The organism is Saccharopolyspora sp. NPDC045839 (genome assembly GCF_056431645.1).
Window position 1 is genome coordinate 58,021 of the sequence record NZ_JBWKKH010000042.1, and the last position, 16,034, is coordinate 74,054.

Below are 16,034 nucleotides of genomic sequence, written 5' to 3' on the forward strand. Positions count from 1 at the left end.
GGGCGCTGTAATTCCCGCAGGGGGGCCGCCACCCGCACCGCCACGCAAAACGAGGTTGGAAACAGTCTTAATGCCAGCCCGCTTCGTAGAAGTCGCCTGGTGCTCGGCCGGAACCGATCATCACCTGGAGCAGGCTGGTGAGGCCCGTTCCGTCGATTCCGAGCAGCCGGTTGGTCTGCGGCACGTGGTAGCCGAGGCTCGCGTGGCAGCGCAGTCCGAGCGCCGCCGCCGCCAGGTAGAGCCGCTGGGTCAGGATTCCGGCTTCCATGTTCTGCATCCGGTACCAGCGGTCGCCGTGCGTTCGGAAGCCGCTCTCGTATTCGCCCACCGGGTAGATGCACAGGTTCGTGTGGGTGAGGTTGAAGAGCTTGATCAGCAACGCCTCCTGGAGTTCGCCGCCGATTCCGGGTGCTGCGCGCACGAGCTCCAGGTCCGCCCGCTCCGGCCGGTAGCGGTAGACACCGGGCTCCAGGCCGGAAACCCGGTTCACCGCGCAGAGGAGCGCGGTGTGCCGGACCGCGGGTGACGGCCCGTCGAGATCGTTCCGGTAGCCCTCGGCCGCCGCCGCGAGCAGCGCCGCGAGCGCGTCCTGTCCCAGGTCGGACAGGGTGAAGTAGCCCATCGAGGAACGCCGGACCCGCAACCCGTCGAGCGGGTCGACCCGGCGGCCGGGCAGTGCCACCGTTCCCCCGCCGGGCACGGCCGAGGCGCTGACCTCCGGTTTGGCGCCCGCCGCCGGCCGCTCCGCGGTGCGCCTGGACGCCTGGTGCACCTCGGCTTGCAGCGGCAAGGCCGCGATCGACCAGTCCCGCTCCGCCACCGAACCCGAGCCGGTCCGCGGGAGTTCCGCGCCCTCGACGGGTCGCGATCCGCCCGAGGTCCGCTCGACGGGGCCGAGAGCGATCGCGGCGTAGACGCTTTCCCGCATCGGGTCGAGCCGCAGCAGGCCGTCCAGGGTGTCGTCGGCGAACTGGTATCGCACCCGCGCCTCGGTCCGGTCGCGCGCGGCCACCGCGAGGATCTGTCCGATGAGGACACCGATGTCCAGGCCGCACAGCCGGTACGTCACGTCGCCGTACTTGAACGCGTTCTTCCAGAAGAACGCGGTCGTCAGCAGCGTCAACTCCGAGCGCTCGCCGCCGAGGCCGGCGGCGAGTTCCGGCGTCCAGTCGCCGTCCCGCAACGTCACCAGCGAGTGGTGCGCGGCGTCGTAGTGGTAGGCGCCCGGTGGAATGCCGCTGCCGGGGCCGGCCACCACGTACAGCTCGGCGGGGAACCGCGAACCGCCGGACGGCACCGGCCGCAGCGCGTTCCTGGCGAGCTTCGCGCCACCGCCGGGCTCCGCTCCCCTGGTGCCGATCAGCCGGCGCAGGGCGTCGGCCGTCGTCCACCGGTAGCGGGTCACCCCGTAGCAGTCCAGCAGGAGTTGCCCGAGCCGATCGGTGGCGGATTCCCCGGCGGTCCGGTAGCCCAGCGGGATCCGTGGCTTGTCCCGGTAGACCTTGAACTGGGTCGGCGAATCGCCCCAGTCGATCTCCTCGGGAATCGGCATGCCCTCGGCCAGCGCCAGGTACTTGCGGGCGCTCGCGGCCGACTGCTCGGTGTTCAACTCGCACTCCCGGTGATCTCGGAAACCGCCCGCCACAGCAGGTACATCAGGTAGGACTCCTCCGGGAGCGTGACGCCCAGCCGGTTGTTGTGCATGTGCGAGCAGAACAACAGCACGCTGGCGAGTTCGGCCTCCCGGTGCCGCTGCGGCGGCATCAGCACCTCCTGCACCGCGAACCGGCCGCCTTCCCGGAGCAGCCGCAGCTCGTCGCGCAGGGTCGTGGTCGCCCCGGCCCACCGTGCCACCGCGGCTCCGGCGCGCTCGGTGGCGCCGGATTCGACCGCCCGGACCAGCCCTTCGACGACGCCGAGCAGCCGGGGCCGCTGCCGCTGGTACTTCGCCTCGAAGTGGATCTCGACAGCATCCGGATCGCCGAACACCAGCCGCCGCCCCCAGTCGCGGTGACCGGTGCCGAGGTAGTCGGCCAAGCTGCCGGAGCCGCCTGCCGCCGTCATCGCGCAGACCAGCATCATCGCCAGTGCCTGCCCGGTGCGCTGGTCGCCGGTCGGGCCCTGTGCCAGCAGGTCGGCCACCAGCTCGCTGGACTCGGCGAAGTGCCGTTCGACGACGCCCATGGCCTCGGGAGTGCCGCCGTAGCGCGCGTATTCCGGTTCGTAGGGCACGTGCCGCGCGGTGTTGTTCGGCTGCAGCGGCTCTGCCTCGTGCTGGCCCCGCTCGATCCCCACCAGCGGATCGGCCACCTCGCGGTAGTCCTGCTCGGTGACGGTCGCGCGGGACGGGCGGTCGCGGAGGAACTCCCCCACCCGCCGGTCGAGGAGTTCGAGGACCTTGTCCGCGTCGCCGGGCGAACGCGGTTTCAGCCGCAGCCGCAGGTGCGGCCCCGCCTGCCAGTGCCGCACGAAGAAGTGCCCGTCGAGTCCGCCGTCCAGCTCCGCCACCAGCGGCCGGACCGCGCCGGTGACGACAGCGTCCAGCGGATCGTGGTAGTGGATGTGCACGCCGACCCACTGCGTTTCAGCCATCGCGTCCTGCCTGCGTCAGCTCGACCACCAGCTCCGTGGCTCGAGCGCCGTCCTCCTCGCCGGGGACCAGCTCCTGCGGTCCCGGCAGCATCTCCTCGAAGACCAGCAGCTGGTCGGTGCTCGCGGCGACCTCCTCGAAGACGTGGCCGAACAGTTCGCTGCCGAAGTCCAGGTACACGGGCTTGCGCGTCTTGTCGAACAGACCGTCCACACGGGACCGCTGCGAGGCGTTGCCGTGCCCGGCGACGGCGCGGACGAAGCACTGCTGCGGAATCCGGTGGCGGCGCCGCCAGCGGTTCACCTCGATCAGGTGCTCCAGCGCCGAGCCGCCGGCGGCGCGCCTGGGCAGCAGCCCGCTGGGCACCACCCACGCCGCGCGGTTGAGCACCAGATCGCCCAGCGCCAGGCGCGGGTACCGGCGGACGCCGTCCACCTCGCCGACCGGGGCGGCGGTGGACAGCTGCTTGATGAACTCGAAGCGCGGCACGGCCTGGCCGAACATCTGGATGAGGAACCGGTACGCGGGCGGCAGCAGGAACTCGACCATCACGCCCAGGTGCACGGGCATGATCTCCACGCCGTGGCCCTTCGAGACCAGCCGCAGCGCCCCGGCGCCGGGGTCGTGCACGACCAGGAGGTCGCTGAGCGCCAGCCGCCGGTCCGGCGGCCGGTCGCTGGTGCTCGCCGGGTAGCTGATCTCGTAGTGGGTCAGCGGGTGCTTGAGGTTGAGGTTCGATCCGACGGTCCCGGTGATCTCGGCGTACCGCCGGGGCGTGGTGGGGTTCTCGGGTGGTGTGAAGGCGCCGCCGGTGCGCTGCCCGAGGCGAAGCAGGCGGGCCTGGCTGCGGCCGAATCCGGTCATCAGCTCGTTCAGCACGGCGCGCGGCCGGTCCCCGGCGATCGGCTGCAGGTAGCAGGCGACCGATTCGATCGGCGACACGAATTCCGGTACCTCGTCGAGGAATTCGCCGATGGCCTGCGCCGAGAGGTTCCGGACACCGGCATCGTCGACGGGTGCTCCGGCAACCGCGGCGACCAACCGCTGCTGCAGGGTGTTCAGCCGATCCAGCCGCTCCAGCCCGATCCGCGGGACCGGGAACGCCCGCTCGTAGCAGGTCGCCAGGTCCGCCCCGCTGACCCGGCTGCCGGTGTCCGCCGGATTGCCCGTCGCCCGGCCGAAGTCGCGGTAGAAGTCCAGGAACGGGATCTGGGCGCCGGCGCCGTAGCGGTCGGCGAAGAACGCCTCGGCGGCGATGCGGCCGGGCAGGAACCGGTCGTACAGCCCGGCCATCCGCCGCACGAGTTCGAGCCGGTCGAACAGCCCGCGCCAGGATTCCAGCCGGCCGGTCACCGCGCCGCCGGTGATCAGCACGTCCTCGTAGAACGCCTGCTTCGGGAACTCCGCGCCCGAGTCGTCCCAGCCGAGCCGGGCGTAGACCTGCCGGAGCCGGTCGGTGACCACGGCCGACTGCTCGAACCGGCGCTCGGGAGCCTCGAGCCGCCCGTAGGTCTCCAGATCGTCCCGCAGCGCCAGCAGGGTGGCCCGGACGCCGGCGACGCGGTCGCCGGGGAAGCCCGCCAGTTCGGCGGCGAGCCTGCCGAGGTGGTCGGTCTCGTTGTCCGGTATCCCGAAACCGATCTCGACCAGGCCGATGTCGATGAGCTGGTCGAGGAACCCCTCGATCTGCGCGCTGCGGTCTTCCCGGTCCAGCCCGGCCAGCGCGCCCACCACGCCCCGGTAGGTCCGGTCGGCGCCGTGCCGGATCTCCCGCAGGAAGCGTTGCAGCGTCGGGGTGTTCGCCAGTTCCAGCACGGCTTCGCCGTCCTTGCGCCCGAGGAACCGCAGCACCTCGCCGTCCTCGGCCACGCTGGTGTTCACCGCCAGCTGCAGGTGCGGACGGATCTCCGGCCAGCCCGCCAGGGCGCGCGGGATCTGCTGCTGGGTGAAGGCGTTCAGCTCGACGACGCTGCGGCGCGAGCCGCCCGCGTAGTGCAGCTGCGGGCCGTCGTCGATCCACCGGCCTTCCGCGAAGCCGGTGAACGTGCTGTACGGGCTGGTCTTGGCCGCGGTGCGCGAGAGGTACTTGGCGAGCTTGCGCTCCAGCTTGCGATCCGGCTGGTCCGGCGACGCCTTGCGGAGGCTGAGGTAGAGATCGGGGCTGGCCAGCACCAGGCCGCGCTGGAACGCCGGGTCGGCGGCCAGCTCGTGCACGGCGTGCCGCTGTCGCGCCACTTCCACGGGCAGTTCCGCTTCGGCGGCGGCGATCAGCGCGCCGCGCTCGTGGACGCGGCGCTGCCAGCCGGTGAGCGCCTCGGCCAGCTCCGCGGGCAGCTCGGCGAGCAGTTCGTCGTCGACGCCGGAGCGGGGCTGCCTGCCTTGGTACACGTCGCGGCGCAGGTTGATGAGCCGCCTCCGCAGGCCGGTGTCGGTGGTGCGGCCGACGACGTCGTGCAGCGCGTCTGAAAGCGCGTCGCCGTGCTCTGAAAGCCATTGCTCCGCATCGAGGATCTGCTCGACGAGTTCGGCGGTGCGCTCGGTGCGCAGCCGCCGGAGGAAGGCCAGCGGCATCCCGGCGACGCGCGCCACGAAGGCCGGTTCGACGCGGTATGTCATCGGCTCCCGTCCCACCTCAGAAGACGACCGGGAGCCCGAGCTGGACCCCTGGCCGGTTGTGCGCGATCGCGATCTGGAAGAACGGGGTCAGCTTCGCCTCGTCCAGCCGCAGGATCGACTCGACACCGGCCGCGTCATATCCATTGTGGACACGAGCGGCCAGGCCGTGGGCGGCGCTGAGCACGCAGAGCCGCTGCGCGACGATCCCGGCTTCGAGGTTGATCAGCCGGTAGGCGCGGTTGCCGAAGGTGCGGCCGGCCTCGGCGTGGTCCGCGGCCAGGTACAGGACCGCGTTGGACGCGCACAGGTTCAGGTTCGGCACCGGCAGGGTGCCCTGCAGCGGCCGGGAGAAGTCGCCTTCGGCGACCAGGTGCAGGCCCGCGTGCTCCCGGCAGAACCGGTAGACGCCCTTCGCCAGCCCGGCCACGTCCAGCGCCACGACGTGCAGGCTCACCCCCGGCTCGGCGACCCCGTCCCGCAGGTCGCTGCGGTACGGATCGGTCGCGTACCGCACGATCTCCCAGAGATCGACCAGCGCCAGCGTCTTGGCGATCGGGTTGAACAGCACGTTGCCGGAACTGCGCGCCCGCAACGTCGCGCCGAGTTCGATCGGTTCGCGCCGCGCAGGCGGCATCGGCAGCGTCGGCGTCTCGCCTCTGTCGCAGCGACGAGACACCGCGAGCTGGCGGGCGCCTTCAGCCGCGTCGTCCAGCAGGGAGTTCTCGGCGATCGAGGTGAACAGCGCATCGTGCGGGTGCACGTCCCCCTCGGGCCGGACGTAGCGGTGCGAAACCGGCGGGACCGGAACTTCCGGCGCCGGTTCGGCGGCCGATCCGTCCCGGCGCAGCGGCAGCGCCGCGAACAGGTGCTCCTCGGAATCCACCAGGCCGAGCAGCCGCCCGGCACGACGGTCGGCGAACTGGAAGCCGACCTCGCCGCGCAGCCCCAGCGCGCCGGCGACCATCAGCAGGTTCCCGGCCACCATGCCCGCTTCCTGGGCGCACAGGCGGTAGGAGTAGCCGCGGTACTTGAAGGCGTTCTTCCAGAACAGCGACGACAGCAGCAGCACGCTGTGCACGTCGTCGACGTCCGTGCCCAGCAACCGGCCCAGCTCGGCGCGGAAGTCGCCTTCCCGGATCAGCGCCAGGCCGTGGTGCAGGGTGTCGTAGTGGTAGATCCCCGCCGGGACCTCGCCGGTGCGGGGCATCCACAGGTAGAGCTCGGTCGGGAAGTAGCACCGGGCCGACGGCACCATCCGGTGGTACGGCCAGACCGCCCCCGGGCCCTCGTCCCAGCGGGAGAATCCGTAGCCGTAGTGGAGCAATGCCGACAGCAGCTGCGCCGGCTCGCGCAGAACCGGCTCGGGCGCGGTGAAGTCGGCGAAGGCGCTGCGCGCGTCGCCGATCTCCAGCGGAAGCGCGCCGGGCAGCCGGTGCCGCGGCACGTCGCGGTAGATCTTGAACGGCAGCGGATCGGCGCCGATCGGCTCCTCGCCGAGCACCTGCGCGAAGAGTTCCTCGGCCTCGTGCACCGTGCGGCGCAGGTAGTGCTCGCCGATGTCCAGGTCCCAGTTGCCCATTGAACCTCCAGCGCCCGCGTCACGGGAAGGGATGCGGGTGCGGGTTGATGTCGGCGTCGGTCAGCGGCCGGTCCCGGTAGCCGAGCTCGTGCGGAATCCGGTGCAGGCGCTCGAAACCCCGGTCGCGGCGCCGCATGTGCCCGAAGGTCATCGGCAGGCAGCCGGGGATGATCACCTTGACGCAGGCGAAGTCGCCCGCCCGGTGCTCCGGCGTGGTCTGGTCGACCACGACGACGTCCAGCCCGGTGCGCACGTACTGCTGCAGCGTCTCCGACAGGTCGTCGCGCAGGTCCGCGTTCTTCGGCTTCTGGTAGTAGTCCTTGAACGCCTCGGCGAAGGTCTGCCGGACCGGCGAACCGTGCAGCAGGAAGTCGAACCGGTCGAAGACCTCCGGCGCGCCGTTGAGCGCGGCGTGGTCCTCCATCGACAGCACCGCGTAGGGATCGGCCAGCATCTCCTCCACCCGCGGCCGGTTCTGCCGGTGGAACTCCGGCGGCCTGCTCACCAGCGGCCCCAGCTCCATCAACGCGCTGATCAGCGCCTTCTCCGGGTTCAGGTTCGAGCCGGAGGCGCACAGCACCTTGGGCATGTCGGGCATGCCCCGGCGGTCCACCGCCAGCACCCAGAAGCACGGCACGCCCTGCTCCATGGTGATGTTGAAGACCTCGATCGAGTAGCCGGAGAAGCTCTCGATGTGCTCGATGATCAGCGGCACCTCGGGGTTCGGGGCGGATCGCGGATCGATCCTCGGCACCGACAGCTGCGCGTACCAGGTCATCAGGAACGCGTCCCGCTCGGCGACCTCCAGGATGCCGTGCAGGATCGCCTCCTCCAGGCAGCCGCCCAGCGCGCAGCCGTTGGAGATCTCGTAGACGAACGGGTGATCCCGGGTGTTGCGGTAGACGGTGCCGTAGTAGGCGTAGTTCTCCGGCACCAGGATCGGCCGCTGCCGGGCGAAGGAATGGCCCCACACCCAGTTGAAGGTCAGGTCGTGGTGGTAGCGCGGGTACGGGAAGCCCGGCCGGCTGTAGAGCTCGTCGGTGTGCAGCCCCAGCGTGGTGGGGTCCAGCGCGTCCGGCCCCAGCTCGCGGTAGCTCGCGCGGACCGCCGTCCGCTTGCCGCCCGGCTCGATGCCGCCGTAGCGCTCGATGCCCTCGGCGATGGCGGTCAGCTGGCTGGCGGAGAAGTCGAGCTGGTGCCCGTAGCCGACCTCGGTGCGGGTGGTGGCCCGCAGCCCCATCGGCGCGCTCGAACTCGGGAAGACGCTGCGCCCTTCCTTGTAGACGGCGCGCAGCAGCCCGGCCTCGGAGTCGACGTAGACATCGCGCAGCCGGTCCTGCTCACCCGCCAGGGAGCGAACCCGGTAGCCGTCGACGGAGGCCTTCGGCCGGTGCTGCAGCTCGATCTCCGCGCCCTCCCGGGTGTCCAGCGGCAGCCGGCCGCACCGGTCGCACAGCGGATCGGGCAGCCAGCGGTGCGTGCTGGTGCGCAGGTCGTCCAGGGAGAGGCGGATGAGACTGCCGCGGGTGCTCGGCGTCGCCGGGTCGGCGGCGAACCGGTCGACCTCCCGAACGATCAACGCGCTGAGCAGGTCCACGGCGAACCCGGTCAGCCACTGCCCGCCGATCGATGCCATTCGCTCGGGGTGCGCTTCCAGGACCTTGGCGTAGTCGGTGCCGTCGTTGCGGGCGCGCAGGCGGCGCTGCTCCACGCACTCCAGGCAGCCCTCGTCCAGAGTGGACAGGAACGGGCCGATGAGCGCCGCACCGGGCGTGACGTAGGCCGGCAGCAGCGGAATCCCGCTGGCACGCGACCGGTCGCTCCACCGCCGGTGCCGCTGCCGGTCCCAACCGTCCTCGACGAGCAGCACGATGTCCACTCCGGATTCGGTCTCGGCGTCCACCACCGGGTACCGCCGGGACACCTCGCGCCACGTCGCCGCGTGGAGCTCGCCCTCGCCCGCGATGCCGACCCGGATGGTCGCGCCGGTTGCCTTGTGCACGTCTTCGGCCACTAGTTCTCTTCTCCGAGCACGACGTTGACGATGTAGGGCAGCACCCGGTTCAGCGCCGGGTCGTGGTCCAGCGGCACCGCGACGGGCCGGTGCCCGGCGGCGCCCAGGCGGCTCAGCAGGAGCTCCTGGACCTCGGGCCAGCCGTCCGGCTGCGCTGCGGCGGCGATGGCCGCCTGCGGGCCGCGCAGCTCCGGCGGCAGCTCGGGCAGGTTCGCGGTCGGGGCGGCCGCGTAGCGGGGCCACTCGCCGGCCTGCGCCTGGTGGTGCCGCAGCGCCTGCTCCAACACCTCTTCGAGCGCCTGCCCGATGTCGAATCCCGAAGCGAAGCCGACGGTTTCCGGTCCGGCGCAGGCCACGAAGGTCGGCACGCCGAGCGAGCCGGTGATGTCGTGAATCGCGACCTCGACGCCGACGATGTCGAGCATCTTCCAGTAGCGTTCCGCGCGCTCGGTGCGCGGCACGGCGGCGGGGTCGACGGCCGGGCGCACCGACTCGGCGACTTCCGCCACGGTGATCCGGTCGGCCAGCGCCAGCAGGCCGCGGCCGACGGCCTCGGCCCAGGTGGAGCCGGAGGCGAGGCCTGGCAGGTCCGCCGCGTGCGGCAGCACCCCGCGCAGCGCGGGGAAGACGTCGGCGGCGGGCAGCGAACGGGCCGCGCCGCTGATCAGGTCCAGGCCCCAGGTGCGCGGCTCGTCCGAACCGCTCAACCGGCGCCGGTCGACCGCGCTGGCCGCGTAGAGCTCGCAGGCGCGGCGCGTAGCGCGCTCGCGGGCTTCGGTGAAGTCGGTGGCCACCTCGACGGCCGCCGCGCTCTCCCGCTCGAAGTCCGGCAGCAGCAGCACGTTCGCGTACTCGGCGCGCGACACCTTCAACGGCAGCTGCCCGAAGTCCCCCTCGTCCAGGCTGGCCAGCAGGCCCGTCGACGGCTCGAAGCAGGCGGCCGCGGCGGCCGAGAACTCCTCCCCGGTGATCTCCGGCCCGGCTGCGAGATCGCGCACTGCGGCCAGGAATTCCGCTTCACCGCGCGGCTGCGGATCCTCGTGTGCGGTGCACAGCGGGTGCCGGGTGACCGGGTGGTTCGAGCTCTGCAGGGTCTCCAGGTCCAGCCGCACCAGCGCGCCCGCGGTCTCCACCGGCCCGGCCTCGGTGCGGTGCTTGAACACCTCGAACGACAGCTGGTTGGCCACGATCGCGGCGGTCGGCCCGGCCAGGAACTCGCTGGGCGCCGCGTCGGGCCGGTCGGCGAACTCGGCGTCGGCGCCTTCGCGCCTGCCCAGCACCCGCAGCCGCGCGCATTCCCAGCACGCGCCGTCGCCCGGCCCCACCAGCGGCCCGACCCACGCCTCGTCACCGTCCACAATGGCCTGGATGAACAGCGTGCCGAGCTCGGCGCAGGCCCGGTTCAGCCGCCGCGCGCGGTCGAGCATCGGCTTGTCGGAAACGTGGATGACGGCGTCGAACGATCCCAGCGCGTCCTTGCACTCCTCGACCGAACCGTCGATGGCGGCACGGTGCTCGACGATCGACTGCGCCGAGTCGCGCTCGCGGGCGTGGTCCAGGTAAGTGTCGAGGCGCGACCGGTCGGTGGCGGCCTCGCCGGTGATCGTGACGTGCACTTCGAGCAGACCGGCGTGCAGGCAGGCCTGCGCGAGCGCGACCGCGGTCTGACCGGCGCCGACCAGCAGCACCTTGCTCTCCCGGAACCGCTGGAAGCGGTGCGCGGCCGAGTCCCGGTAGTAGTCGATGAACGCGATCTCGGACTCGTACGCGGCGAGCACGCCGTCATCGAGCCCGTGCGGCCGGTCGTCGCCGACGTCCTTGATGAAGCCCTTCTGGACCAGTCCGCCGATCAGCCCGACAACCATGCGCTTGCGGTCCTCGGACAGGCTCGCGGTGATCTCGTCGAGCGTGTGCGCGCCGGTGAGGAACGGGGCGAGCTTGTCCACCCACTGGTAGATGTGCTTGCCGTCCAGCGTCAACGTTCCGTGGTTGCTCACGAAGTAGACCCCCTCCGCGGAGGGGAGGTACAACGTGTCGTTCTTGAGCTTCGGCTTCACTTGTCCATCCAGGGCAGCAGCAAACAGGATCACGGCGGACGCACGACGAGCACGGGGCCCGCCGAGCATTTCGCTCGACGAAACCCCGCGCCCGCCTATGCGGAAGACGAGCGAACTCGCCAGTCGGGATCAGCGCAGGGCGCTAGCTCCCGGCTCTCCGCAGGTGGCGCCAATCAGCCACACGGGCAGCAGCAGCAGCTGCAGGTGCAGCAGCAGCAACCGGCGGAAGCGCCGACCTCGGTCATCCCGTGGCCCATGCCCAGGGACTGGAGGTCGCGGTCCGCGTCAGCGCCGAAGGCGAGGCTCTCCACCTGCAGGCTTTCCAGGTCCAACTTCAGATCTTCCATGCCATACCCCACATTCGGGTCGACGGAATAGTTGATTTGTCAACGCAATTCCCGGGATCCCGGCGCCGACGTGCCCAGTTCTAGCACGAGATCCGTTGGCATGCCACGAAAAAGTCCAGCGCAACGGACCTGCGAGTCCGTCCCGGACCGACAATCCCAGGTAGGGATCGAATAACTAGAGAATCGCTAGAACCCTCGCCCAGCAGATATTAACGGGAGGTTACGCCGAATAGAGCAGGGAAGGTGAACCGGCGCTCGGCTAGACTTCCGCGCCACACCTGACACGGCGGCTTCCTGAGATATTTCTGAGAACAGGCAACGGTTTTCGGGGCGCAGGCGTAGCTAGGAGATGGACAGGAACTCGAGCACGTGCGGCCAGCTGTCGCGACTCGCCGCCTCATCCGCCACCGGGTCGCCGCCCATCAGCAGCCGGTTGAAGCCGGCGCCTCGCGGCCGCGCCGCCGTCCCGGGAGCACCGAGCAGGTGACCGGCGTCCGGATAGCACACGTGCCGGTGCGGGAACGCGTGCCCGCGTGCGTCGAGCCGAGCGATGATCCGCTCGCCGAACAGCTCAGATGGCCACAGCGCGTCCTGGCCGCCGCTGAGCACGAGCACCGGCCCGTTGATCCGCTCCACCTCGATGCTCGCGGCCGCGACGGCCTCGTCCTGCCCCATGGCGCGCTCGAAGGACGACCGGAACGACACCGGACGACCACTCAAGAAACCCTGGAACTCGGCCATTTCCGCGGCGCTCGGTGGCAGCATGGGCACGAACGGGACAGGCTCGCCGCCCCGGCTCCACGACGATCGCGGACCGGCCATCATGGCCCGGGGATCCGACGGCACGGCCTGCCACGCCACGCTGCTGGGCACGTGGGCGACCACCGCCCGCACCAGCTCCGGATGGGCCGCTGCCAGCAACAACGCGAGCTCGCCGCCACGCGAGCGGCCGAGCACCGCGAGACGGTCGGCGTCGGCCTCGGGGCGTCCGGCGAGCCAGCGAAGCGCGCCGGTGAAGTACTCCACCGGGATCTCGACGAGATCCCGCGGCAGCCCCGCCCCGCCGAAGTACGCCACGGCGAGCGCGGCGAAGCCCTGCTCGGCGAGCAGTCGGGCAGCGAGCTCGGGCACCGCCCCGGACGAGCCGCCGACCACGAGCACGGCCGGGTGCGGCCCCGGCGACTTCGGCCTGCACAGCACCCCGACCAGGTCGGAGTGCGAAACCTGAACCGACACAACGCTAGCGTTCTCCACGGCGCCAGCCTAGCCACTCGCGCCGGGCGAGCTTGTCCACATTGGATCGATCAGGAGGCGACGAAGTCGTTGGCCGAGATGCCGTAGTGCTCCTCCACGGCGTCGGCGATGAGGTGGCAGAGCAGGAACCGCTCCACCGGCAGCACTCCGATCCGGTTGAGGTGCAGGTAGAGGTAGTTGAGCGCGAACCGGAACGCGAGGAACCCCGGATCCCGCTGCAGATCGGCCATCCGGCCGCCATCACCCTGCAGCAATCGGTGGAAAGTGCTGTGCTCCAGCATGCCCGGGTCCCAGCTCTGCACCGCGTCCGGCGCGACCGCGCCCGCGAACGACAGCTCGCCGGAGCCGATCAACGGCTCGGCGGTCGAGCGGAACCGGCCCAGCAGCCGGACCCACTCGGCGACGAACGGCACGTCGGTGCCGCCGCGCTCCACGCAGTCGAGCACGCCGACCAACCGTTCCCGCAGCACAGCGGCCTGCGACTGATACTGCTGAACGCAGAACTCGCGCCGCGCGGCGGGGTCGGGGGCCCGCACGATGAAGCCCTCGGCGTGCGACCGGTAGGAGATGAAGCCGCGGTCGATCCCCGGCCACATCGCGTGCGCGGTGGCGATCATGAGGTCGGCGGCGAGGCCGACCCGGCTGCGCCCGGCGCGCACCTGGTCGAGCATCTCGAAGACCAGCTCGTTGGTCTCGTGGTAGAAGTCCTCGAGCAGCGCGGCGGCCGCCTCGCCGCCCAGCACGTGGATGCGCCGGTCGTGCGGCGCGTGCTGGACCGAGTTGTCCGGGTGGAACGGCGCCAGCGGGTCCGATTCCCGCTCCTGGCGGGCGACTTCGCGATGGGTGGCCAGCAGTTCCCGTTCGTCGACCCGCGCGGTGGAGGGGTGCTCGGCGAGATAGCGGTTCACCGCGCTCTCCACCTCGGGCCGGATCACCTCCCGGAACACCGGCTCGGGCGCACGGAAGCACAGCCGCAGATGCGGGCCGCGGAGCCAGTGGCGGACGAAGAACATCCGCTCGGCCTCGGCCGGCATCCGGGCGAACAACGGCCGCAGGCAATCCAGGATGAGGTCTTCCTTCTCCGCCGCATAGTAGATCTGGACGCCGTGCCAGGCTCCGGATTCCGGTGGCGCAGACAGGTTCTCGTTCATCGCACTCCCCTGATTCGCGGCTCGGCCCGCATTCAACCAAGAATCTTCCGATGCTGTCCAAGAATCGCCGCAGCCGCGCGGAAGTTCGGGTAGGCTCCGCGGCGTCGACCGCCTCGGATCCGGCGCGGTCCGCCGGCTTTCCGGCCACTGCGGGGAGTTCGCCGCGCACGACGAGCGCGGGCGATGGGGAGGATCATGGGCAAGCACTTCGCGTTCGTCTCGCTCGCCGCGCACGGTCATGTGAACCCGACGCTGCCGCTGGTGGAGGAGCTGGTTGCCCGCGGCCACCGGATCAGCTACGCGACCGGTGGCGATCAGGCCGCGGCGGTCCGGCGGGCGGGCGCGACGCCGGTGGAGATGCCGTGGCACGTCGAGCTGGCCGGGTTGGCGGGTCGCGGCTACACCGCGGAGAACATGATCAAGATGATGGACGCGGGCATCGAAGAGCTGATCACGACGTACGACGAGCTGGCGAGCCCGTTCCGGGCCGACCGCCCGGACTGCGTGTGCTTCGACATCATGGGACTGCCCGGCCGTGCCCTGGCCGCCGAGCTCGGGGTGCCGGGCGTGGGCCTGGCGCCGAACATGGTCGGCAACGAGCACTTCTCGCTGCAGCAGCAGATGTGGCCGGCCGACCTCGACCACACCGATCCGAGGCTGTTCGCGAGCGGCCAGAAGCTCGCCGGATTCGCGCACCGGCGGGGCCTGCCGCTGCAGGCGCTGCTGCCGACCGCGGCCCGAGCCGGGCTGAACCTGGTCTTCCTGCCGCGGAAGTTCCAGATCGCGGGCGAGACGTTCGGCCCGGAGTTCCGCTTCCTCGGCCCGGCCCTGCCCGGACGAGCCCGCCCGGACGACTGGTCACCGCCGGCAGCGGACGCGCCGATCCTGCTCATCTCCCTGGGAACGGTGTTCAACGACCGACCGGACCTGCTGCGGTTGTGCGTCGAAGCGTTCGCCGACACGCCCTGGCACGTGGTCATGGCGACCGGCCGCGCCGACCCGCCGGATCCGGTACCGGCGAACTTCGAGGTGCACCAACAGGTCCCGCAGCTAGCCGTCCTGCGGCACGCATCGGCGTTCGTGTCGCACACCGGCATGGGGTCCACAATGGAATCCCTGCTGCACGGCGTCCCACTCGTGTCGCTCCCCCAAACGCCCGAACAGGCCTTCAACGGCAGGCGCGCCGCCGAACTGGGCCTGGGAAGCGCGGTGGACCCGGAAGCGGTGACCGCGGCGGAGCTGCGCGCAGCGGTCGAAGAGCTCGCGGCGGATCGGGCGGTGCGGGACAACTTGGCGAGCTGGCGGGAAGAACTGCGCAGCACCGATTCGGCGCTGCGAGGTGCCGACGCGTTGACCGAGTTCCTGGCCGGCGACCCCGGCTCGGTGGCGAAGGGTGGAGTGGATGTCTGACCTGGACCTCGTCGAGGTGGCCGAGGGATTCGAGTGCTACACCCCGGCGACCGGGAACCCGGTGCTGACCGAGGCGAAGCTGATCTACGAGGAGATCTTCGGCCGGAACACGTACCTGAGCGGCCTGGCCCCGATCAACCCGAAGGGCCTGGTGGTCGACGCGGGAGCGAACATCGGCCTGTTCACGCTGTTCATCAAGAGCCGCTACCCGGAAGCCTCGGTACTGGCGGTGGAACCGATCCCGAACAACGCCGAAGCCCTGCGAGCGAACATCGACCACCACAGCGCCTCGGGTGTCACGGTCCACGAGACGGCCCTGTCGGACGAACCGGGAACGGCGGAGTTCTACTTCTTCCCATCGATGCCGGGAAACTCAACGGCCCACCTGGCGGAAAAGCTCAAGGACAAACAAACGGTAGCGAAGTACGCGAACCCGACGATAGCGGAACAGCTCTACCGGAACGAAGCGCTCCAGGTCCCCACCACGCCGCTGTCGGACCTCCTACCCCCGAACGTCGAGATAGACCTGATCAAGATGGACATCGAGGGAAGCGAAGAAGCGGCCCTAGCAGGGATCACGGACCAAGACTGGAAACGGATCAAGCAACTGGCGATCGAGGTCCACGAAACAAGGTCCACACTAGACAGAATCCTGAAAACCCTGAAGGCCAGAGGCTTCGAAGCAAGAGCCCAGACCCCCGAAGAAGCCCCAAAGGGAATAGACAACAGAATAGTCTACGCAACCCGCCCCTGACAGCAGACCACCGACCACACCCTGACGGATCGCATCACAGTGTCCGGAACTCCAAGCTGCTGAAGGGCAACTCCCACCGCGACCGTGCGCGCGAGCCGAGTCACTGCTGCGAGTCAACGCTCATCGGTTGTTTCTCGGACTCGTGCGCGAGACGTTTGCGCACCGCGCCTAGTAGTACTTCGTTAGGTGTTGATCTTGTTGGTGGTTTGCTTCATGATCTTGGTGTGGATCTTGGTGCGGTGGAACGTCTTCGGGGCGAGTT

At 70.5% G+C, this 16,034-nt stretch carries 11 protein-coding genes; 2 read left to right on the forward strand and 9 right to left on the reverse strand.

Annotation, left to right across the window (positions count from 1 at the left end; translation table 11 throughout):
- Positions 1–67 precede the first annotated feature (67 nt).
- The 9 genes from AC07EQ_RS37835 to AC07EQ_RS37875 all read right to left on the reverse strand — a co-directional run bounded on the left by AC07EQ_RS37835 (position 68) and on the right by AC07EQ_RS37875 (position 13,608).
- The gene (locus AC07EQ_RS37835) at positions 68–1,609 is read right to left on the reverse strand and encodes a SagB family peptide dehydrogenase (protein ID WP_478392623.1); all 1,542 of its coding nucleotides are present in this window, start codon (positions 1,607–1,609) and stop codon (positions 68–70) included.
- A complete protein-coding gene (locus AC07EQ_RS37840; RefSeq protein ID WP_478392624.1) occupies positions 1,606–2,592 on the reverse strand; it encodes a lantibiotic dehydratase C-terminal domain-containing protein in 987 nt (328 codons plus the stop codon). The genes AC07EQ_RS37835 and AC07EQ_RS37840 overlap by 4 nt, the downstream gene beginning before the upstream one ends.
- Complete coding sequence (locus tag AC07EQ_RS37845; RefSeq protein ID WP_478392625.1) at positions 2,585–5,206, reverse strand: lantibiotic dehydratase; 2,622 nt, start codon at positions 5,204–5,206, stop codon at positions 2,585–2,587. The genes AC07EQ_RS37840 and AC07EQ_RS37845 overlap by 8 nt, the downstream gene beginning before the upstream one ends.
- Before the next feature lie 16 nt (positions 5,207–5,222).
- Complete coding sequence (locus AC07EQ_RS37850; protein WP_478392626.1) at positions 5,223–6,785, reverse strand: SagB family peptide dehydrogenase; 1,563 nt, start codon at positions 6,783–6,785, stop codon at positions 5,223–5,225.
- Between the two features lie 19 nt (positions 6,786–6,804).
- Positions 6,805–8,799, reverse strand: a complete 1,995-nt coding sequence (locus AC07EQ_RS37855) for a TOMM precursor leader peptide-binding protein (RefSeq protein WP_478392627.1) — start codon at positions 8,797–8,799, stop codon at positions 6,805–6,807.
- A complete protein-coding gene (locus AC07EQ_RS37860; protein WP_478392628.1) occupies positions 8,799–10,856 on the reverse strand; it encodes a TOMM precursor leader peptide-binding protein in 2,058 nt (685 codons plus the stop codon). The genes AC07EQ_RS37855 and AC07EQ_RS37860 overlap by 1 nt, the downstream gene beginning before the upstream one ends.
- A 173-nt stretch (positions 10,857–11,029) precedes the next feature.
- Complete coding sequence (locus tag AC07EQ_RS37865; RefSeq protein WP_478392629.1) at positions 11,030–11,203, reverse strand: thiomuracin/GE37468 family thiazolyl RiPP peptide; 174 nt, start codon at positions 11,201–11,203, stop codon at positions 11,030–11,032.
- 342 nt (positions 11,204–11,545) lie between these two features.
- Complete coding sequence (locus tag AC07EQ_RS37870; protein WP_478392630.1) at positions 11,546–12,439, reverse strand: alpha/beta fold hydrolase; 894 nt, start codon at positions 12,437–12,439, stop codon at positions 11,546–11,548.
- Between the two features lie 68 nt (positions 12,440–12,507).
- Entirely contained in the window at positions 12,508–13,608 is a 1,101-nt protein-coding gene (locus tag AC07EQ_RS37875; RefSeq protein WP_478392631.1) for a thiopeptide maturation pyridine synthase, read from the reverse strand.
- 195 nt (positions 13,609–13,803) lie between these two features.
- Between AC07EQ_RS37875 and AC07EQ_RS37880 the strand changes: the two genes are divergently transcribed.
- Positions 13,804–15,018, forward strand: a complete 1,215-nt coding sequence (locus tag AC07EQ_RS37880) for a macrolide family glycosyltransferase (protein WP_478392632.1) — start codon at positions 13,804–13,806, stop codon at positions 15,016–15,018.
- A complete protein-coding gene (locus AC07EQ_RS37885; protein ID WP_478392633.1) occupies positions 15,011–15,772 on the forward strand; it encodes an FkbM family methyltransferase in 762 nt (253 codons plus the stop codon). Before AC07EQ_RS37880 ends, AC07EQ_RS37885 begins: the two co-directional genes overlap by 8 nt.
- Positions 15,773–16,034: the final 262 nt, after the last annotated feature.